At 60.4% G+C, this 20,269-nt stretch carries 16 protein-coding genes, 4 tRNA genes, 1 pseudogene and 1 riboswitch; of the genes and pseudogenes, 3 read left to right on the top strand and 18 right to left on the bottom strand.

The genetic code is table 11. From position 1 onward, the window contains the following. Positions 1-138: 138 nt before the first annotated feature. Positions 139-215, bottom strand: a tRNA-Arg gene (locus J3P82_RS07090). Between the two features lie 529 nt (positions 216-744). Between J3P82_RS07090 and J3P82_RS07085 the strand changes: the two genes are divergently transcribed. Further along, positions 745-1,071, top strand: coding sequence for an Arc family DNA-binding protein (locus tag J3P82_RS07085; RefSeq protein ID WP_010226671.1), 327 nt, complete (start codon positions 745-747; stop codon positions 1,069-1,071). 123 nt (positions 1,072-1,194) lie between these two features. On the opposite strand, the pseudogene mgtE reads toward J3P82_RS07085, so the two are convergent. Beyond that, a pseudogene (gene mgtE / locus J3P82_RS07080) lies at positions 1,195-2,638 on the bottom strand (magnesium transporter). 323 nt (positions 2,639-2,961) lie between these two features. Between mgtE and J3P82_RS07075 the strand changes: the two are divergent. After that, positions 2,962-3,522, top strand: coding sequence for a cell envelope protein SmpA (locus J3P82_RS07075; protein WP_434563740.1), 561 nt, complete (start codon positions 2,962-2,964; stop codon positions 3,520-3,522). Here J3P82_RS07075 and J3P82_RS07070 read toward each other — a convergent pair. The 7 genes from J3P82_RS07070 to ltaE form a co-directional block, all read right to left on the bottom strand. Next, a tRNA-Arg gene (locus J3P82_RS07070) sits at positions 3,493-3,569 on the bottom strand. The genes J3P82_RS07075 and J3P82_RS07070 overlap by 30 nt on opposite strands. A 72-nt stretch (positions 3,570-3,641) precedes the next feature. Then, positions 3,642-3,718: transfer RNA gene (locus J3P82_RS07065), tRNA-Arg, on the bottom strand. A 107-nt stretch (positions 3,719-3,825) separates the two neighbouring features. Beyond that, a tRNA-Ser gene (locus J3P82_RS07060) sits at positions 3,826-3,916 on the bottom strand. A gap of 62 nt (positions 3,917-3,978) precedes the next feature. Next, on the bottom strand, positions 3,979-4,167 hold the full coding sequence (gene csrA / locus J3P82_RS07055) for a carbon storage regulator CsrA (protein ID WP_003178872.1): 189 nt from the start codon (positions 4,165-4,167) through the stop codon (positions 3,979-3,981). A 185-nt stretch (positions 4,168-4,352) separates the two neighbouring features. After that, a complete protein-coding gene (locus J3P82_RS07050; protein ID WP_434561790.1) occupies positions 4,353-5,594 on the bottom strand; it encodes an aspartate kinase in 1,242 nt (413 codons plus the stop codon). 85 nt (positions 5,595-5,679) lie between these two features. Continuing rightward, on the bottom strand, positions 5,680-8,301 hold the full coding sequence (alaS, locus tag J3P82_RS07045) for an alanine--tRNA ligase (RefSeq protein WP_434561788.1): 2,622 nt from the start codon (positions 8,299-8,301) through the stop codon (positions 5,680-5,682). A 146-nt stretch (positions 8,302-8,447) separates the two neighbouring features. Further along, positions 8,448-9,452, bottom strand: coding sequence for a low-specificity L-threonine aldolase (gene ltaE, locus J3P82_RS07040; RefSeq protein ID WP_434561786.1), 1,005 nt, complete (start codon positions 9,450-9,452; stop codon positions 8,448-8,450). Positions 9,453-9,595: 143 nt separating this feature from the next. Beyond that, positions 9,596-9,764, top strand: a riboswitch (FMN riboswitch). Between the two features lie 101 nt (positions 9,765-9,865). Here ltaE and J3P82_RS07035 point away from each other — a divergent pair. Then, positions 9,866-10,375 carry a 6,7-dimethyl-8-ribityllumazine synthase gene (locus J3P82_RS07035; RefSeq protein WP_434561784.1) on the top strand — a complete coding sequence of 170 codons (510 nt, stop codon included), beginning with the start codon at positions 9,866-9,868 and terminating at the stop codon, positions 10,373-10,375. A 57-nt stretch (positions 10,376-10,432) separates the two neighbouring features. Here the strand turns inward: J3P82_RS07035 and astE are convergent, their stop codons facing one another. The 9 genes from astE to J3P82_RS06990 form a co-directional block, all read right to left on the bottom strand. Then, entirely contained in the window at positions 10,433-11,440 is a 1,008-nt protein-coding gene (astE, locus tag J3P82_RS07030; protein ID WP_434561782.1) for a succinylglutamate desuccinylase, read from the bottom strand. Between the two features lie 12 nt (positions 11,441-11,452). Next, positions 11,453-11,740 (bottom strand): hypothetical protein, encoded by a 288-nt coding sequence (locus J3P82_RS07025; protein ID WP_003178862.1) that lies wholly within the window; start codon positions 11,738-11,740, stop codon positions 11,453-11,455. Between the two features lie 69 nt (positions 11,741-11,809). Beyond that, positions 11,810-13,156, bottom strand: coding sequence for an N-succinylarginine dihydrolase (gene astB / locus J3P82_RS07020; RefSeq protein ID WP_434561780.1), 1,347 nt, complete (start codon positions 13,154-13,156; stop codon positions 11,810-11,812). 83 nt (positions 13,157-13,239) lie between these two features. Then, positions 13,240-14,709 (bottom strand): succinylglutamate-semialdehyde dehydrogenase, encoded by a 1,470-nt coding sequence (astD, locus tag J3P82_RS07015; RefSeq protein ID WP_434563738.1) that lies wholly within the window; start codon positions 14,707-14,709, stop codon positions 13,240-13,242. After that, a complete protein-coding gene (gene astA / locus J3P82_RS07010; protein WP_186635891.1) occupies positions 14,706-15,731 on the bottom strand; it encodes an arginine N-succinyltransferase in 1,026 nt (341 codons plus the stop codon). Before astA ends, astD begins: the two co-directional genes overlap by 4 nt. 54 nt (positions 15,732-15,785) lie before the next feature. Next, entirely contained in the window at positions 15,786-16,805 is a 1,020-nt protein-coding gene (gene aruF, locus J3P82_RS07005; RefSeq protein WP_434561778.1) for an arginine/ornithine succinyltransferase subunit alpha, read from the bottom strand. Between the two features lie 120 nt (positions 16,806-16,925). After that, entirely contained in the window at positions 16,926-18,146 is a 1,221-nt protein-coding gene (locus J3P82_RS07000; RefSeq protein WP_434561776.1) for an aspartate aminotransferase family protein, read from the bottom strand. A gap of 235 nt (positions 18,147-18,381) precedes the next feature. Then, positions 18,382-19,362 (bottom strand): GlxA family transcriptional regulator, encoded by a 981-nt coding sequence (locus J3P82_RS06995; protein WP_434561774.1) that lies wholly within the window; start codon positions 19,360-19,362, stop codon positions 18,382-18,384. Between the two features lie 112 nt (positions 19,363-19,474). Further along, a complete protein-coding gene (locus J3P82_RS06990; protein ID WP_053124413.1) occupies positions 19,475-20,239 on the bottom strand; it encodes an ABC transporter ATP-binding protein in 765 nt (254 codons plus the stop codon). Between the last annotated feature and the right edge of the window lie 30 nt (positions 20,240-20,269).

The raw sequence follows: 20,269 nt of genomic DNA, 5'->3' as shown, positions 1-20,269 counted from the left end.
GATAGACACTCGCAGCGCACATCGCGAGTCAATCCTGAACCTCGGGACGTCAGGAAAGGGGACTCATCGGGTTATCGGCAGCGGTTGGCGTTCCGTTAAGGAGATCGAGAGAGACTTGCAGGGAGAGGCAAAGAAAGATGGTGTCCCAGGGCAGGTTCGAACTGCCAACCTTCCCCTTAGGAGGGGGATGCTCTATCCAATTGAGCTACTGAGACACAGGTCGACCGCGAGAAACGCGGTGCGTTGGACGGCGTGCATGTTAACGGCCAGCCCTGCGTTTGTCATGTCGTCCATGTCTTTAAGTGTAGGCAAATGGTACGGCTCAGTAGCCGCAGCGACCGAGCCCGCTGAGAATCCAGCCGCCATTCATCCGCCTCACGGCGGCGCGGCCTAGTAAATCGGCCATTTGCCACTATCCTATGCATAACGAAGACGTCAGAGGGTTTCGCTCCGTACCGGTTATCCGCCCAACGGTATGGCACAACGACACGATGCAGTGGTCACAAATGCGGAACCTGTGTGTTTTTTCAAACCAGTCCGCATTTTTTGACGAAGGGTACTGGCATAACGCCTTTACGCGGATCAGAATTTGTCACAGAATTGGCGCCAATGATCTGGCAATTTTGAGGCATGATGCGGGCCTCTTAACAATTCAGGTTGAACATTTGGCTGTAGGACTTGTCCTATCGACATCCTGCGGCCAATCCCGAGAACCGCTCCCCTGAACTAACCGGTTAAATAAATATGCGCCCAATGAAACAGGCAATTTATTCCAGCCGTACGGCTGACAAGTTCGTCGTACGTCTGCCAGACGGAATGCGGGAACGCATTGCCGAGGTGGCTCGTAATCATCACCGCAGCATGAACTCTGAAATCATCGCACGCCTAGAGCAAAGCCTGATTCAGGAAGGTGCCTTGGGTGAAGAGCTGAGCATGCGCCTGGACAGCCCGGAGCTGTCACTGCATGAGCGCGAGTTGCTGCAACGCTTCCGGCAACTTTCCCATCGCCAGCAAAACGCCCTCGTTTCGCTGATCGCTCACGACGCCGAAATGGCCGCAGACGCGTCCTGATCGCATCCTTGACAGTAAAAGCCAGCCTCGTGCTGGCTTTTTTTGGCCCGGAATTCGGCCTCCCGCTGCGAATCATCACCCAATAAAAAACCCGCCAATCAGGCGGGTTTCTTGATGAGCGACTTAGAGCAGGAAAATCGTCGCCAAGCCCAGGAAGATAAAGAAACCGCCACTGTCCGTCACGGCGGTAATCATCACACTGGCCCCCATTGCCGGGTCGCGCCCCAGACGGGCCAAGGTCATCGGGATCAATACACCCATCAGCGCGGCCAACAGCAGGTTGAGCGTCATCGCGGCAGTCATGACTACACCTAGCGACCAGCTGCCATATAGCAGATACGCCACCACGCCAATCACCCCACCCCAGATCACGCCGTTGATCAAGGACACTGCCAATTCCTTGCGCATCAATCGCGAGGTATTGCCGGTGCTGACCTGATCCAGCGCCATGGCGCGAACGATCATGGTAATGGTCTGGTTGCCGGAATTACCGCCGATGCCGGCAACGATCGGCATCAACGCCGCGAGCGCCACCAGCTTCTCGATGGAGCCTTCGAACAGGCCGATGACGCGGGAAGCGACAAAAGCCGTAATCAGATTGACCGCCAGCCAGGCCCAACGGTTACGCAGGGACTTCCAGACCGAGGCGAAAATATCTTCTTCTTCGCGCAGACCGGCCATGCTGAGGACTTCGCTTTCGCTTTCCTCACGGATCAGGTCAACCATTTCGTCGATGGTAAGACGGCCGATCAGCTTGCCGTTCTTGTCCACCACCGGCGCGGAAATCAAGTCATAACGCTCGAACGCCTGGGCGGCATCGTAGCCATTTTCGTCCGGGTGAAAACTCACCGGATCGCTGGCCATGACCTCGGCCACTTGCTTCTCTGGATCATTGACGAGCAAGCGCTTGATGGGCAGCACGCCCTTGAGCACGCCGTCGTAATCAACTACGAAGAGTTTATCGGTATGCCCCGGCAGCTCCTTCAGGCGACGCAGGTAGCGCAAGACCACCTCAAGGCTGACGTCTTCGCGGATGGTCACCATCTCGAAGTCCATCAGCGCACCGACCTGCTCCTCGTCGTAGGACAATGCCGAGCGCACACGCTCACGCTGCTGGCCATCGAGGGCTTCCATCAGCTCATGGACAACGTCGCGCGGCAGTTCGGGGGCAAGGTCGGCGAGTTCGTCGGCGTCCATCTCCTTGGCGGCGGCCAGCAGCTCGTGATCATCCATGTCGGCGATCAGGGTCTCACGGACCGAGTCGGACACTTCGAGCAGGATGTCACCGTCGCGATCAGCCTGGACCAGTTGCCAGACCGTCAGACGCTCTTCCAGTGGCAAGGCTTCAAGGATGTAGGCGACGTCGGCCGAGTGCAGGTCATCGAGCTTGCGCTGCAACTCGACGAGATTCTGCCGGTGGACCAGGTTCCCGACCCGGTCGGAGTGAGGGCCTTCCTGGCGATGCGTCAGGTCTTCGACGACCCGCTGGCGATGCAGCAGCTCAACGACTTGAGCGAGGCGATCCTGAAGGCTTTCCTGCGTTTTTTTTTACTTCTACTTCGGTCATAGGCGAACTCCACTCCCAGCAGTGGAACACGCCGGAAGGATCAATCAGTCAATTCATGATTGGCAAAACGGGATATTGAGTAACTACTGGGTAAGTCCATGAAGATATTCCAAAGCCCCGGCGGGGCTGACGGGCGCAATCATACACCGCTTGACGCTGTAAAACGTTAAAAAATCATGGCAAGAACAAGCGCTTGCGAGACAAACCTGGAGACAGGCTGAACCTCTGCATTTACGACGACTTATCTTGAAAAGAAAACACACGCCGGGGCAAAAACCCAGCGGCTACCCTTTCATTTCTACGTCAAGGAGGACGCCAGGATGATGTCGCCAAGTCACTGTCTGTTTTTGCTCGCCGCCCTGCCCTGCCTGCCTTTATGGGCTAACGGGCTAACCGTGCACCGCTGCGAAAACGTCGCTGGGCAGGTTACGTTTACGAGTTTGAGTTGCGAAACAGGCGAGACCCTGACGCTGCAGCAGATTCATTCGTTCACGCCGAGCCACGCCGAGCCGATGCTGCCCGAAGCGGAACCCCGCCAAACATCCAGCAACAAAACCAGGCGCAAGGAACCGACCATTGTCGGCCAGTTCGAAGACAACTGCGCAAATCTGATCAACGCCAGCCAGCGCCGCGAAGCCATCATCAACCAACGCATCATCGCCGGCATGAACCAGCACGATGTGATCAACGCGCTGGGTAAACCCGACACGATCAAGGTTCGGAATTCGACTACGCGGTATATCTACAAAGCGAAGAAAGGCCGCAGTGCAGAAATCGTATTCGATGAGAAAGGATGTATAAAAGGCAATCGTAGACAGCAAAAAGCCCGCATTGAATGCGGGCTTTTTGGTGTTTGGTGCACTCGACAGGATTCGAACCTGTGACCGCTCGGTTCGTAGCCGAGTACTCTATCCAGCTGAGCTACGAGTGCAGATTGTGGTTTTATACCAGATCACAACTGGTTGAAGCCAAGTTATTTGCATCGCTGCAAGCAACTCTTAAATGGTGCACTCGACAGGATTCGAACCTGTGACCGCTCGGTTCGTAGCCGAGTACTCTATCCAGCTGAGCTACGAGTGCATTTGTTGCCGCGCATTATAGGTCGCCGAATCTTTTTGTAAAGCGCTTTTTTCAGTAATTTCAATCACTTACCGATCAAGCCAGACTACAGCGCACTAAACGAATAATGGCGGAGAACGGGGGATTCGAACCCCCGACACCCTTTTGAGGTGTACTCCCTTAGCAGGGGAGCGCCTTCGGCCACTCGGCCAGCTCTCCGCAACACGGGGCGTATATTAACCACCTTCATCCCCGTTTGCAAACATAAAAATCGATAAAAATTAATGGCTTGGTTCGTCGTCCTTCTCTTTCTTGATACGCAGGTAAATTTCCTCCCGGTGGACAGCAACCTCTTTCGGGGCGTTGACGCCGATACGTACTTGGTTTCCTTTGACGCCGAGCACGGTCACGGTGATTTCGCCATCGCCAATAATCAGGCTTTCTGCGCACCGACGAGTCAGAATCAGCATACCTTTCTCCTCACGCAATTCAGTTCAGGGACAACAGTCTGCAAAAAAAAGGCATGGGACCTACAACCGAAACGGTCGCAGCCTACAGGCCTAGTATTGACTAGCGCGCGCAAAAGAACAGTTTTGGGGCACGCCATTCAGAAAAACAAAGGGCGCGGTCAATGCCGCGCCCTCAGGACAATGCTTTACTCGCCCTGTCGGGCAGCAGCATCGAGTTCAAAAGCCGTGTGCAGGGCGCGCACGGCCAGCTCCAAGTACTTCTCTTCGATCACCACGGACACCTTGATTTCCGAGGTGGAGATCATCTGGATGTTGATGCTTTCCTTGGCCAGGGACTCGAACATGCGGCTGGCCACGCCTGCGTGGGAACGCATGCCGACACCGACGATCGAGACCTTGGCGATCTTGGTGTCGCCCACCACTTCCCGGGCGCCGATCTCGACAGCCGTCTTTTTCAGCACGGTTTCAGCGGCCTGGTAGTCGTTGCGGTGCACAGTGAAGGTGAAGTCGGTGGTGTTATCGTGCGCGACGTTCTGCACGATCATGTCCACTTCGATGTTGGCGGCACTGATCGGGCCGAGAATCTTGAAGGCCACGCCGGGAGTGTCTGGCACACCACGGATGGTCAGCTTGGCTTCATCGCGGTTGAAAGCGATGCCGGAAATGATCGGCTGTTCCATGGATTCCTCTTCATCAATAGTAATGAGGGTGCCCGGACCCTCTTTGAAGCTGTGCAGAACGCGCAGCGGAACGTTGTACTTGCCGGCGAATTCGACCGCGCGGATCTGCAATACCTTGGAACCGAGGCTGGCCATTTCCAGCATCTCTTCGAAGGTAATCTTGTCCAGGCGCTGAGCCACGGGCACGACCCGCGGATCGGTGGTGTAGACGCCATCCACATCGGTGTAGATCTGGCACTCGTCAGCCTTGAGGGCTGCTGCCAGCGCCACGCCGGTGGTATCGGAACCGCCACGGCCCAAGGTAGTGATGTTGCCGTGCTCGTCTACGCCCTGGAAACCGGCGACAACCACAACGCGACCGGCCTTCAGGTCACCACGAATTTTCTGGTCGTCGATCTGCAGGATACGCGCTTTGTTGTGCGCACTGTCCGTCAGGATACGAACCTGGTTGCCGGTGTAGGACACCGCCGGCACGCCACGCTTGATCAGGGCCATGGCCAGCAAGGCAATGGTCACCTGCTCGCCAGTGGACACGATCACGTCCAGCTCGCGGGGGACCGGTTGCTGGTCGCCACTGATTTGCTTGGCCAGATCGATCAGACGGTTGGTCTCGCCGCTCATTGCCGACAGCACGACCACCAGGTCGTCGCCCGCGTCACGGAATTTCTTAACCTTGTCGGCGACTTGTTCGATTCTCTCGACGGTGCCGACCGAGGTGCCTCCAAATTTCTGTACGATCAAAGCCATTTCAAAGCCGCCTCTGCCCATGAAGGGCGCCCAATAATCAATCAACAGCGGTCGGGCCCACGCTTGGCGAGCCCGGAGCGCTGCCTTAAATACCCTGCTCTACAAATGCAACGGTCTGGGCCAGTGCCGCGTCCAGGGCGCTGGCGTCGGTACCGCCGCCTTGCGCCATGTCCGGACGACCACCGCCCTTCCCGCCCACTGCCGCAGCGGCCTGCTTCATCAAATCACCGGCTTTGAGTTGGCCAGTCAGGTCTTTGGTCACGCCTGCGACGAGAACGACCTTTTCCTCATGGACACCGCCGAGCAGGATCACTGCGCGGCCGAGTTTGTTTTTCAATTGATCGACCAGCGCCAGCAGCGCCTTGCCGTCCTGGCCATCGAGACGCACGGCCAGCACCTTCACGCCCTTGACGTCCACGGCCTGGGCCGACAGATCGTCGCCCGCGGCGCTGGCAGCCTTGGCTTGCAACTGCTCGAGTTGCTTTTCCAGCAGGCGGTTGCGCTCCAGCACAGCCGAGAGCTTGTCGATCAGGTTGTCACGGCTGCCCTTGATCAGGCTCGCCGCTTCCTTGAGTTGTTCTTCCGCCGCATTGAGGTACGCCAGCGCCGCAGCGCCAGTGACCGCCTCGATACGCCGCACACCGGAGGCCACGCCGCCTTCGCTGACGATTTTCAGCAGGCCGATGTCACCGGTGCGATTGGCGTGGATGCCGCCGCACAGCTCCACCGAGAAATCACCCATGCTCAGCACGCGCACGTTGTCGCCGTACTTCTCGCCGAACAGCGCCATCGCGCCCTTGCGCTTGGCGGTCTCGATGTCGGTTTCCTCGGTTTCTACCGGGGAGTTCTTGCGGATCTCGGCATTGACGATGTCTTCCAGCGCCTTGAGTTGCTCCGGCTTGATCGCTTCGAAGTGACTGAAGTCGAAACGCAGGCGCTGGCTGTCCACCAACGAGCCCTTCTGCTGGACATGTTCACCCAGCACTTGGCGCAACGCTGCGTGCAGCAAGTGCGTGGCGGAGTGGTTCAACGATGTCGCGTGACGAACTTCGGCATCGACATGAGCGGCCACGGGGGCGGCGATCATCAGGCTGCCGGAGGCCAGCACGCCGTGGTGCAGGAACGCGCCGCCGGTCTTGGTGGTGTCACGCACGTCGAAACGCGAATTGCCCGCCTGCAAGTAGCCGCTGTCGCCGATCTGACCACCGGACTCGGCGTAGAACGGCGTCTTGTCCAGCACGATCACGCCTTCCTGGCCTTCGCTCAGGATGTCGACCGACTGCCCGTCCTTGTAGATCGCGACAATCTTGGCCGAGCCGGTGGTCGCGGCGTAACCGGTGAACTCGGTCGCCACGTCAACCTTGACCAGACTGTTGTAGTCCATGCCGAAGGAACTGGCGGAACGCGCACGCACGCGCTGGGCTTGCATCTCGCGCTCGAAACCTTCCTCGTCGAGGGTCAGGTTGCGTTCGCGGGCGATGTCGCCGGTCAGGTCCATCGGGAAGCCATAGGTGTCGTACAGCTTGAACACGACATCGCCCGGGACCACGTTGCCCTTGAGGTCGGCCAGGTCCTGCTCGAGGATCTTCAGGCCCTGCTCCAGAGTCTTGGCAAACTGCTCTTCTTCGCCCTTGAGCACGCGCTCGATGTGCGCCTGCTGGGACTTGAGTTCCGGGAACGCCTCGCCCATCTCGGCCACCAGTGCCGCGACGATCTGGTAGAAGAAGCTGCCCTTGGCGCCCAGCTTGTTGCCGTGACGGCAGGCGCGACGAATGATCCGGCGCAGCACATAGCCGCGACCTTCGTTGGAAGGCAGCACGCCGTCGGCGATCAGGAAGCCGCAGGAACGGATATGGTCGGCCACCACTTTCAGCGAGGCCTGGTTGTCATTGGAGCAACCGATGGCCTTGGCCGAAGCGGTGAGCAGGCTCTGGAACAGGTCGATCTCGTAGTTGGAATGAACGTGCTGCAACACCGCACTGATCCGCTCCAGGCCCATGCCGGTGTCCACCGACGGCGCCGGCAGCGGATGCAACACGCCGTCGGCGGTGCGGTTGAACTGCATGAACACGTTGTTCCAGATCTCGATGTAGCGGTCGCCGTCTTCTTCCGGCGAGCCCGGTGGGCCACCCCAGATGTCGGCGCCATGATCGTAGAAAATCTCGGTGCAAGGGCCGCATGGACCAGTATCGCCCATGGTCCAGAAGTTGTCGGAAGCGTAAGGCGCGCCTTTGTTGTCGCCGATGCGCACCATGCGTTCAGCCGGGACGCCGACCTCTTTGGTCCAGATGTCATAGGCTTCGTCATCCGTCGCGTAGACCGTTACCCAGAGCTTCTCCTTGGGCAGGTTCAGCCACTTGTCGGAGGTCAGGAAGGTCCAGGCGAAGGTGATGGCGTCGCGCTTGAAATAGTCGCCGAAGCTGAAGTTACCCAGCATTTCGAAGAAGGTTTGGTGACGAGCGGTGTAGCCGACGTTTTCCAGGTCGTTGTGCTTGCCGCCGGCGCGTACGCACTTCTGGCTGCTCACCGCACGGGTGTAGGCACGTTTTTCCTGGCCCAGGAAGCAGTCCTTGAACTGGTTCATCCCCGCGTTGGTGAACAGCAGGGTCGGGTCGTTGCCCGGAATCAAAGAGCTGGAGGCTACTCGGGTGTGGCCTTGCTCTTCGAAGAAGCGAAGGAAGGCTTCACGGATTTCTGCGCTTTTCATTAGGTTCTTCCACGGAGGCTGCGGCCAAAGGCCTGTGCAAAACGTCAACAGACGAAGCAACGGCAAAGGGCCGCATTATATCGGCCCTTTGCGTGGGGTACAGCGTGTTTATGCGATAGAAACCGTCAATTGGACCGCTGAAAGGATCAGTTGCGGGAAAATTCGACGAAAGTGTCGATGACTTGGCCGATTTGCGCGGTGCTGATATCCATATGGGTCACCATGCGCAGACGGGGCGCGGCACTGAGCTGGATGCCTAGCTCAGCGGCGTAGGCCTTGATCGCCTCGGCCCGCTCGCCCATCCGCACGTAGACCATGTTGGTCTGTACTGGCTCGACGTCGTAACCGGCCGCACGCAAGCCCTCGGCAAGCCGCTGGGCATTGGTGTGATCGTCGGCCAGGCGCTGGACGTTATTTTCCAAGGCATACAGCCCCGCCGCCGCGAGGATCCCGGCCTGACGCATGCCGCCACCGACCATCTTGCGCAGCCGCCGCGCCTTGCCGATCAGCTCGACGCTGCTACACAGCACCGAGCCCACCGGAGCACCGAGGCCCTTGGACAGGCACACCGACACCGAATCGAAATGCTGGGTTATCTCGCGCGCGTCGACGTTCAGCTTGACCGCGGCGTTGTACAGCCGCGCGCCGTCCAAGTGCAGCGCCAAGCCGTGTTCCTGGGTGAAACGCCGGGCCCGGGCCAGGTATTCCAGGGGCAGGACCTTGCCCTGCATGGTGTTTTCCAGGGCCAGCAGGCGGGTGCGGGCGAAGTGGAAGTCATCGGGTTTGATCGCCGCAGCCACTTGCGCCAGGTCCAGCGAGCCGTCGGCCTGGACTTCGAGAGGCTGGGGCTGGATCGAGCCGAGCACCGCCGCACCGCCGCCTTCATATTTATAGGTATGGGCCTGTTGGCCGACGATGTATTCATCGCCGCGCTCACAATGAGCCATCAACCCCAGCAGGTTGCTCATGGTGCCGGTCGGCACGAACAACGCCGCCGCGAAGCCAAGGCGCTCGGCGAGTTCGGCTTCGAGGCGATTGACGGTCGGGTCTTCACCGTAGACGTCGTCGCCCGTTGGCGCATTGGCCATGGCATCGAGCATGCCGGCGGAAGGTTGAGTCACCGTGTCGCTGCGAAGGTCGATAACGCTCATGAATCTGGCCTCGGGTTCAGATGGGAATTCCCTTTCGGATGACAATTACTGCGGGCATGGTGACGAATAATCAAGCCAGTTGCCCATGCGTTGCACCGAAATATGTGTTAAAAATCCTCCGCCGCCACCAACCACGGCGACAAAAACGTTCTCAGGGCGGGGTGCAACTCCCCACCGGCGGTAATTGCGCGCAATGCGCATAGCCCGCGAGCGCTTGGCACTCACCACTTTCTTGCGGTGCAGTGACAAGGTCAGCAGACCCGGTGCGATCCCGGGGCCGACGGTCATAGTCCGGATGAAGAGAGAACGGGATTGACACCCAAGGGCCGCCTGCGACTGTCTTGTGCGCGGCGTACCCTCGAATCCCCTTCGATTCATGACGCCCTGTTTTTCACACAAACAGGAACCAGAACATGCAACCCACTGCAATCGACAGTAAAACCAAAACCCATCCGGGCGAGCGCGTCGCGTTCATCCAGGCCTGCTGGCACAAGGAAATCGTCGACCAGAGCCGTAAAGGCTTCGTCGCCGAGATGATCAACCAGGGTTATCAGGAAAGCGACTTCGACTTCTTCGAGGTTGGCGGCGCCTTTGAAATTCCGCTGCACGCCAAGCTGCTGGCAAAATCCGGCCGGTACGCCGGCATCGTTGCTGCAGGCTTGGTGGTGGATGGCGGGATCTACCGCCACGAATTCGTCGCCCAATCGGTGATCAGCGGCCTGATGCAGGTCCAATTGGAAACCGAAGTGCCGGTGTTCTCGGTCGTGCTCACGCCGCACCACTTCCATGCCGGGGAAGAACACCAAAAGTTCTTCTTCGAGCATTTCGTGCACAAGGGCCAGGAAGCAGCGAAGACCTGCGCCGATACGCTGCACAAGACCCGGGCATTGCGCCGCAGCGAGCAGCGCGCCCTGGCAGTCTGAGGCCGATTCGATCGTGGGGCGGCCTTGCTCGTTCCCACGACCGAGTCGACGCTGGACTCAGGCCAGGTTTTCATCCGTCGCCGGCACGATCAGAATCCCGGCGCGCAAGCCATTCTTGACCTTGGGGTTCGGGAAGATGATCCGGGCACCGTCCTCTTCGATCACCCAACGAGTCTGGGCGATGTCCTCGGCCAGCACATAACCTTTTTCAAGCTCGGAAAAATTCTCGATGTCCGCCGGCAAGTTCAGGCGGAAGCTATCGCTGTGCTTGATGATTTCCCGGGCGACGCTGAACAGTTGCAAGCCATCGAGCCCTTCATCCAGCTCCGGCTCGTTGCCTTCGATGATCTGTTGCAGGCGGGTTTCCAACAAGCTGACGTTAACCCCGTTGTTCTGCCCGAATGGCCGGGCCTTGCCCAGTTCCAGGGTGAAAGACTCGGCACCGAGCTGATCGTAGGTGTAGGCGCTGAACACGATGGACGGCTTGTTCTGCAGCAATACCGCCTCCATGCCCGCCGCGCGCAGGCGCGCCAGTTCGCGACGTGAATGCGGACGGCCTTCCTTCCAGGGATACAGGGCGAACTGCTCGATCTTCGAGCCACGAATGGCGGTGTGCAAATCGTAGTGCAGACGACTGCGGTCCGGCACGCTGAAGAAACTCGCGGCCAGCCGTTCAAGTTCACACGCTCGCAACGCTTCGGGGCCGCCGCTCAATTCGTGGCGACCATTGAACAGCCGGTTGACGTCCTGCTCGACGAAACGTTCTCCGCGACGGATCGCCTCGGGGTTGCCGAACAGGAACAAAATGCGCGCCCGCGGCTTCAGGTCGCCACGGGCAATGTCATGCAGCAGACGGTCGAGCAATTCGATCGGCGCGGTTTCGTTGCCATGGATTCCGGCCGACAGCAGCAGGTCCAGGCCGTTATCCCGGGCTTCGGGCGGCTTGACCTCCAGCGCGCCCTCGCTCAACCAGCGCATCCGTACGCCTTCGACAGTCAGTTGAGTCTTCTCCGCCGGTTCACGGCCGGCCAGCGTCAGTTCAAGCAGTTTGCCGAGGGCGAGCATAGCGCGGGTTCCTTAATGGTCGTGGCCGCAATCCGGGCCATGGACATGGTCATCATCGCCGACGTCGGCCGGTTCCATTTCCAGTTGCAGGCTGACCAGGTTGGTCGCCAATGGACGCAGCAACAGGTTGGCGTACTCCTCGTCCCCTTCCTCGACGTCGACGCCGATCAGCAACTGGCCGCGGCCGTCCTGCTGGATCCACAGTTCCTTGCCTTGCCACATCACTGCGACGCGAGTGCAGGAAGTTTCCAGTTGCGTGCCGTCGGTGTCTTCAAGGATCAGCTGCAGGGTATCGCTCATGTCTTTACATTCTCGTCTGGGGATAAGGCAACGCGCCCTGCTTTGACTGTAGTCAGGTCGCGCGCGCTTTCAATTGATCTGGAAAGGATAAACCGAGCCAAGTTTAAGGATTTGTGTCAGTTCATCCAGTGCCGACCGGCATTCAAGCAGCAATTGCGGGTCCGCCAGGTCATTTTCGCTCATGCGGTCGCGGTAGTGGCGCTCGACCCATTGGGTCAACGACCCATACAGCGGCGCGGTCATGATAACCCCTGGATTCACAGCCGCCAGTTCGGTCTCGTTGAGCGCCACGCGCAACCTCAGGCACGCCGGGCCGCCACCGTTCTGCATGCTCTGCTTGAGGTCGAAGACCTTCACTTCGCGAATCACCCCGCCAGAACCCGTCAGGCCTTGCAGGTATTGCCAGACGCGTTCATTGCCACGGCATTCTTCCGGCACGATCAGCAGCATCGAGCCGTCGGGACGCGACAGCAGTTGGCTATTGAACAGGTAGGAACGTACGGCGTCATCGACGGTAACGGCCGAACGCGGCACGCACACCGACTGGAGTTTTCCACCGACCTTGGCAAGTTTGCTGCTCAGTTCGGCCAGCATCTTGTCGGTCTCGAGGAATGCGTCCTCGTGATAGAACAACACTTCACCATTACCGACCGCGATGACGTCATTGTGGAAAACGCCCTGGTCGATCACCGCCGGGTTCTGCTGCGCATAGACCACGCCCTCTTCCCTCAGACCGTGCAGGCGGGCAACGGCTTGGGACGCCTCGAGGGTCTGGCGTGCCGGGTACTTCTGCGGCGATGGGTAACGGCTGTCGAAAGCGCTGCGACCGAACACGAAGAATTCGACGCCGGCCTCGCCGTATGCACGGCAGAAACGCGTGTGGTTGGCCGCGCCTTCGTCGCCGAACTGCGCCACCGCCGGCAATGCCGCGTGATGGGCGAAGTGCTGCGGGTCGGCGAACATCGCCCCCAGCACACGGCTGGTGGTCGGATGCTCGATGCTGCGGTGGTATTTGCAGTTCAGGTTGGCGGCGGTGAAATGCACACGGCAATCGGCAGTGTCGGCGCTCGGGCTGACGGTGGCGGCGTTGGCGACCCACATGCTCGACGCCGAGCAACTGGCAACCAGCAGCGGCATCGCTTCTTTCGCCGCCTGTTGGATGACTTGGGCATCGCTGCCGGCAAAACCCAACCGGCGCAGGGCCGCCACGTCCGGACGCTCCTGGGGCGCCAGCACGCCTTGCTGGAAACCCATTTCCATCAACGCTTTCATTTTCGCCAGGCCTTGCAACGCCGCTTCCTTGGGGTTGGAGGATTGCTGGCTGTTGCTCTGGGACGCGACGTTGCCGTAGGAGAGCCCGCCATAGTTGTGGGTCGGCCCCACTAGACCGTCAAAGTTGACTTCATAGGATTTCATCAGCGAGGCTCCACGAGAATCTGTTTTTTATAGGCATCAATAGCAACGATGGCGTAGCTATCGCGAGCAAGCTCGCGACAGATTTACACCATCCGCAGGCCGGGGGTCAGGGCAGCCGGCATGGCAAGGCTTGGGGTCTCCAGGGAGGCCACCGGATACGCGCAATAATCCGCCGCGTAATAAGCACTGGCGCGATGGTTGCCCGAGGCGCCGACACCGCCGAATGGCGCACTGCTGGCGGCACCGGTCAGCTGCTTGTTCCAGTTGACGATACCGGCACGGCTTTGCAGCCAGAACTGTTCGTAGCGCGCTTGCGAATCCGACAGCAAGCCGGCGGCCAAGCCATATTGAGTATTGTTGGCCTCGCTGATCGCTGCTGCGAAATCCTGGTAGCGGATGACTTGCAACAGCGGCCCGAACAGCTCCTCGTCAGGGCGCTCGGCCACGGCAGTCACATCGAGAATCCCCGGGGTCAGCAACGCAGCCTGTGGCTGCGGCTGGGTCATGGCCAGCAACGGCAGCGCGCCCTTGCCCAGCAAATGATTCTGTGCATCCATCAGCGCTTTCGCCGCGCCCAAGGACACCACCGAGCCCATGAACGGCGCCGGCTGCTGGTCGAAGGCGCCCACCTCGATGGTCGAACTGACTTGCACCAGGCGCTCGAGCAAGGCATCGCCCCACGCCCCTTCCGGCACCAGCAGACGGCGTGCGCACGTGCAGCGCTGGCCGGCGGAAATGAAGGCCGATTGGATGATGGTGTAGACCGCCGCATCGACGTCGGCCACCTCATCCACCACCAGCGGGTTGTTACCGCCCATCTCCAGCGCCAGGATCTTGTCCGGCCGACCGGAAAACTGTTGATGCAGCAAATTGCCGGTGCGACTGGATCCGGTGAAGAACAGCCCGTCGATCCCCGGATCCGCCGCCAGGGCGATACCGGTTTCCCGCGCGCCTTGCAGCAGGTTCAGCACGCCCGCGGGCAGGCCGGCCTCGACCCAGCATTTGACCGTCAGCTCGGCGACTTTCGGCGTCAGCTCGCTGGGCTTGAACAACACGCAGTTGCCTGCCAGCAGCGCGGGCACGATGTGGCCGTTGGGCAAATGGCCGGGAAAGTTGTAGGGGCCGAACACCGCCACCACACCGTGGGGCTTGTGGCGCAGCACGGCGGTGGCGTCGCCCAGCGGGCCGCTCTTCTCGCCGGTCCGCTCGCGGTAGCTCTGCACCGAAATCGCCACCTTGTTGATCATGCTGGTGACTTCGGTGGCCGATTCCCACAGCGGCTTGCCGGTTTCCTCACCGATGCAACGGGCCAATTCGTCAGCATGAGTCTTCAGGTTGCCGGCAAACGCTTCCAGTACCTGGATGCGCTCATCCAGCGAGCGCCGCGCCCAGTCCGGGAACGCCTGGCGCGCCGCCTGCACAGCGGACTCCACCTGCGCAGCCGTGGCGCCTTTGCCAGACCACAGCACCTGCTGCGTCACCGGGTTCAACGACTCAAAGACGTCGCCCTGGCCTTCCAGCCAACTTCCAGCGATGTACAGCGATTTCATTATTTCGACTCCCGAGCGGCAGACAACGCCACGGCACGCACTTGATCGCCGGCGTTGAGTTGAAGACGTTTGGCGGTCAGCGGATCGACCACCAGTGTGCCTGCGGCGAAGCGCGCCGGTGCTGCGGTGATGCGGCAGTCTTCACGCTTGCGGTTATGAATGAGAAACGGCGTGGCGTCATCGCCCGGCGTGCCGATGGCCAGCACCAACGCCTGGCTGTCTTTAATCGCGCGGATCTTGCCGGTCTCGCATTCCACGGCCGGGCCGGCATCGAAGATGTCGACGTAACCCTGGTAGCTGAAGCCCTCGCTCTTGAGCATCGACAGCGCCGGCTCCGTGTCAGGATGAACCTGGCCAATCACGGCCCGGGCATCTTCGGACAGGAAGCAGGTGTACAGCGGGAACTTGGGCATCAGCTCGGCGATGAAGGCTTTGTTGCCCACACCGGTCAGGTAGTCGGCTTGGCTGAATTCCATCTTGAAGAAATGCCGACCCAGGCTTTCCCAGAATGGCGAACGGCCGTTATCGTCGGACATGCCGCGCATCTCGGCGATGATCTTGTTGCCGAACAGCTGTGGAAATTCGGCGATGAACAACAGCCGCGCCTTGGCCAGCATCCGGCCATTGAGGCCACTGCGGAAGTCGGCGTGCAGGAACAGCGAGCACAGCTCGGAATTGCCGGTCAGGTCGTTGGCCAGGAACAACGTCGGAATTTCCCGGTAGATGTTCAGTTCCTGGGAAGCGCTGACCGTCAGGCCGACCCGGAAGTTGTACCAGGGCTCACGCAGGCCCACGGCACCGGCGATAGCGGAAATGCCGACCACGCGGCCGTCATCGTCTTCGAGCACGAACAGGTAGTCCGCATCGCCGCGCCCGGCTTCGCCGCGAAAGGTCTTCTCGGCCCAGCCGACCCGATGCGCCAGGCGCTCTTCGTTGGCCGGCAAGGTGGTCAGGCCAGTACCGGTGCTGCGGGCCAGGGCGATCAGAGCGGGTAAATCGCTGCTGCGTACGGGACGAACGATCATGCTATCTCCTCAAACGGGCCGCTCACGCCACCCGCGAAACTCAGCTGTAAGGCGTTAAACCGCTACCAGGCGCACACTCGCACCTTCGCCAACGCCCAAGGCTTCGGCCGCGTCCATGTCCAGCGTCACAGGCTTGCCCGGCGCGTAGTCGAGCTCGAGCAGCACGGCGCGGTAGTCCTGCAATTGGGCGTTGGCGACCAGGTATTGGCGGCCGGCGCCCTTGACCGGTTCGCCGATCTTGACCGGCACTACGCGGCTCTGGGCAATCGAGCGAATCCCCGAGACACGGGCATGCAGGGTCGGGCCACCGTCGAAGATGTCGATGTAGTGATCCGTCTCGAAACCCTCACGCATCAGGATGTCGAAGGTGATCTGTGCCCGTGGATGAACCTGCCCCATGGCTTCCTGGGCGGCGTCCGGCAACAACGGCACGTAGATCGGGTAATGCGGCATCAGCTCGGCGAGGAAGGTACGGCTCTTCAGCCCGCACAAACGCTCGGCGGCGGCGTAGTTGAGGTCGAAGAAGTTGCGACCGATGGCGTCCCAGAACGGCGAATCACCGTTCTCATCGCTGTAACCGACGATCTCGGTCACCACCGAATCGGCGAACCGCTCCGGATGGCTGGCGACGAACAGTAGACGCCCACGGGAGTTGAGCTCCGCCCAAGGCGACCCGACCAGTTCCGGCACCACATAGAAACTCGTCAACAGGCTGTTGCCGGTCAGGTCGTGGCACTGGGAAAGGACGTGGATCTTGTTGTGGATCTTCAGCTCGCGGGACGCGTGGACGAACGTTTCGTTGCGAAAGCTGTAGAACGGCTCGGAATAGCCGGCCGACGCGACGATGGCCGAACAGCCTACAAGCTTGCCGGTGGCGGTGTCTTCGAGGACGAAGAAATAACTCTCCTCTCCGTTGAAACTGACTTCGGCGGAAAACGAAGCTTCGCTTGCGGCGATCTTGTCGCTCAGGCGTTCCACGTCATCCGGCAAGGAAGTGACACCGATCGGACTGTCCGCAGCCAGACGCTGTACCTCGCCCAGATCCGCCATTTGCGCGGGGCGCATCACCAGCATGGTGTCACTCCTTAACTTGAAATAAACGGTTCGACCCTGAGGTCGATACACAGAGAAAAAACATCAATGGATGAGCGGCACTGCGCCGCTCATCCATTGGAGCTGGTCCAGCTGGGTGAATCAGGCTTGCGTCAGCTTCGCCGCGGCCCGCTCGAAGCGGTCCAGGCCGGCGTCGATGTCGGCGTCTTCCACCACCAGGCTCGGGGCGAAACGGATCACGTCCGGGCCGGCTTGCAGGATCATCAGGCCTTCCTGCTCGGCGGCGTTGAAGATGTCCTTGGCCTTGCCCTTCCAGGCGTCGTTCAGCACGCAACCCATCAGCAGGCCCAGGCCACGCACTTGGGTGAACATGCCGTACTTCTCGCCGATCTGCTCCAGGCGCGCCTTGAATTTCTGATGCTTGGCTTTGACGCCGCCGAGGACTTCAGGCGTGTTCACAACGTCGATCACCGCCTCGGCCACCGCACAAGCCAACGGGTTACCGCCATACGTCGTGCCGTGGGTACCGACCACCAGGTGCTTGGCCAGCGCTTCGGTGGTGAGCATCGCCGCGATCGGGAAACCACCGCCCAGGCTCTTGGCGCTGGTGAGGATGTCCGGAACCACGCCGTAGTGCATGTAGGCGAACAACTCGCCGCTGCGGCCCATGCCGGTCTGCACTTCGTCGAATACCAGCAGCGCGTCGTGCGCATCGCACAGCTCGCGGGCGCCTTGCAGGTAGGCCAGTTCGGCCGGCAATACACCGCCCTCGCCCTGGATCGGTTCCAGCACCACGGCGCAGGTCTTGTCCGAGACAGCCGCTTTCAGCGCCGCCAGGTCGTTATAAGGAACGTGGGTGATGCCGGTGATTTTAGGACCGAAACCGTCGGAGTACTTCGACTGCCCGCCAACATTGACGGTAAACAGCGTGCGCCCGTGGAAACTGTTGAGCGCGGCGATGATTTCGTATTTCTCGCTGCCGAAACGGTCGAACGCAACGCGACGGGCCAGCTTGAAGGCGGCCTCGTTGGCTTCGGCGCCGGAGTTGCAGAAGAACGCGCGCTCGGCAAAGGTTGCGTCAATCAGCTTATGAGCCAGTCGCAGCGCCGGTTCATTGGTGAATACGTTCGACACATGCCACAGCTTGTTGGCCTGTTCAGTCAGGGCGCCGACCAGCGCCGGATGGGCATGCCCGAGTACGTTGACTGCGATACCGCCAGCAAAATCGATCAACTCGCGACCGGACTGGTCCCACACGCGGGAACCGGCACCACGCACAGGAATAAAGGCAGCAGGCGCATAGTTGGGAACCATCACCTGGTCGAAATCGGCGCGTTGTACCGCGGCTTGCTCAACGGACATCGGAGTCTCCTGAAGAGGAACACTCGCCTGGAACTGGCGAGCTTGGTAAGGATTGTAAGGACAGTTTTCAGCCCGGCCTTGCCGCCAAGCGACAACTTCTTATAGCGCCAACCCACGTTTTGCGCGGGTTTACGGCAATGCGACAAATAGCGTCGCAAAGGCGCAGTTTAAACGTTGCCGATGTCTTTGAGGTGCCCGCATAACGATTTGCTGCAGCCCCGTGACGCGTCCAGTCTCAGCCGCGCTCGGACGGCACCGAAGACAGTTCGAACGGGCTGCTGCTGCGGCGCTGGTTGCGATCTTCCCGCGGCGTGGCGCCGAAGAAGTTGCGATAGGCGCTGGAGAAATGCGGCCCCGAGGAGAATCCGCAGGACAGGCCGATCTGGATGATGGATTTGCTGGTCTGCATCAACATCTGCCGCGCCTTGTTCAGGCGCAGCTCCAAGTAATACTGGCTCGGCACGCGGTTGAGGTATTGCTTGAAGATCCGCTCCAGTTGCCGGCGCGATACGCACACATGCTGAGCGATTTCGTCGGTGGTCAGCGGCTCTTCGATGTTGGCTTCCATCAGCAACACCGCCTGGGTGAGCTTCGGATGGCTGGAGCCGAGGCGGTTCTGCAGCGGGATGCGCTGGCGTTCGCCGCCCTCGCGAATGCGCTCGACCACCAGTTCTTCCGACACCGCGCCGGCCAGTTCCGCACCGTGATCCCGCGCCAACACCGCCAGCAACAGATCGAGCACCGACATGCCGCCACAAGCGCTCAGGCGATCACGATCCCAATCGAACAAATGACTGGTCGCGATGACCTTGGGAAAGCGCTCGGAGAAATCATCCTGCCAGCGCCAGTGCACGGCAGCGCGATAACCGTCGAGCAAGCCCAACTGAGCCAGCGGATAGACACCGGCGGACAGGCCACCGATGACACAACCAGCACGCACCAACTGCTTGAGCGCGCTGCTTAGCGGCGAAGCCAGCGTGGTCGGTGGCTCATCGGCCAGCAGGAACAGTTTCTGCAAGCCTTCGAGCTTGCCGGCCCAGGGTTCACCCGGCAATTGCCAGGCGCCTTCGGTCGGCGGCTCGGCTTGCAGGAACGACAGCTCGTAGACCACGTCCGGATGCACTCGCTGCGCAACACGCAAGGCCTCCTCGGCCAGCGCCAGCGTCAAGGCTTTAGTGCTGGGCCAAATCAGGAAACCTATTCGATGGGCAGTCATGGCGGGCAATCCGAAGCGAAAACAGTGTTAAAGCCAAAAGCGGCTGCAACCAAATTAGACCATCTGGCGCATGGCGCGCAGCATGATCCAATCGAGTGCGTAACGGGAGCGACTACTTGAGGCTGCCCGAGAGGAATTGTTGCAGGCGCTCCGATTGCGGATTGACCAGCACTTCGCGTGGGTTGCCGCTCTCTTCGACGATGCCTTTGTGCAGGAACACCAACTGGTTCGACACTTCGCGGGCAAAACCCATTTCGTGGGTCACCACCACCATGGTCCGCCCTTCCAGGGCCAGGGCCTGCATGACCTTGAGCACGTCGCCCACCAGCTCCGGGTCGAGGGCCGAGGTCGGTTCGTCGAACAGCATCACCTCAGGCTCCATCGCCAGCGCACGGGCAATCGCCACGCGCTGCTGCTCGCCGCCGGACATATGCCCCGGGTAAGCATCCTTGCGGTGCGCCACGCCGACCTTGTTCAGGTAGTGCTCGGCTTTCTCCCGCGCTTCAGCCTTGGCCACGCCCAGCACATGCACCGGCGCCTCCATGATGTTTTCCAGCGCGGTCATGTGCGACCACAGGTTGAAATGCTGGAACACCATCGACAGCCGCGAACGCATGCGTTGCAGTTGCTTGGGGTCCGCAGCCTTCATGGCGCCATCCTTGCCCGCGACCAGTTTCAGCTCTTCATTGTTGAGCAAGATCTTGCCGGCATGGGGTTGCTCAAGCAGGTTGATGCAACGCAGGAAGGTGCTCTTGCCGGAGCCACTGGAGCCGATGATGCTGATCACGTCGCCAGCGGCGGCTTTCAGGGAGACGCCCTTGAGCACTTCGTGACTGCCATAGCGTTTATGCAGGTCTTGGACTTCAAGCTTGTACATGCGGTCGGTTCTCACAAAACGTCAATCGTT

Origin of the sequence: Pseudomonas sp. Z4-20 (genome assembly GCF_051131955.1) — a bacterium.
In the GTDB taxonomy this organism is placed as follows: domain Bacteria; phylum Pseudomonadota; class Gammaproteobacteria; order Pseudomonadales; family Pseudomonadaceae; genus Aquipseudomonas; species Aquipseudomonas marvdashtae.
Note: the sequence above shows the minus strand (reverse complement) of the source record. Positions and strands in the feature narration are given on the sequence as shown.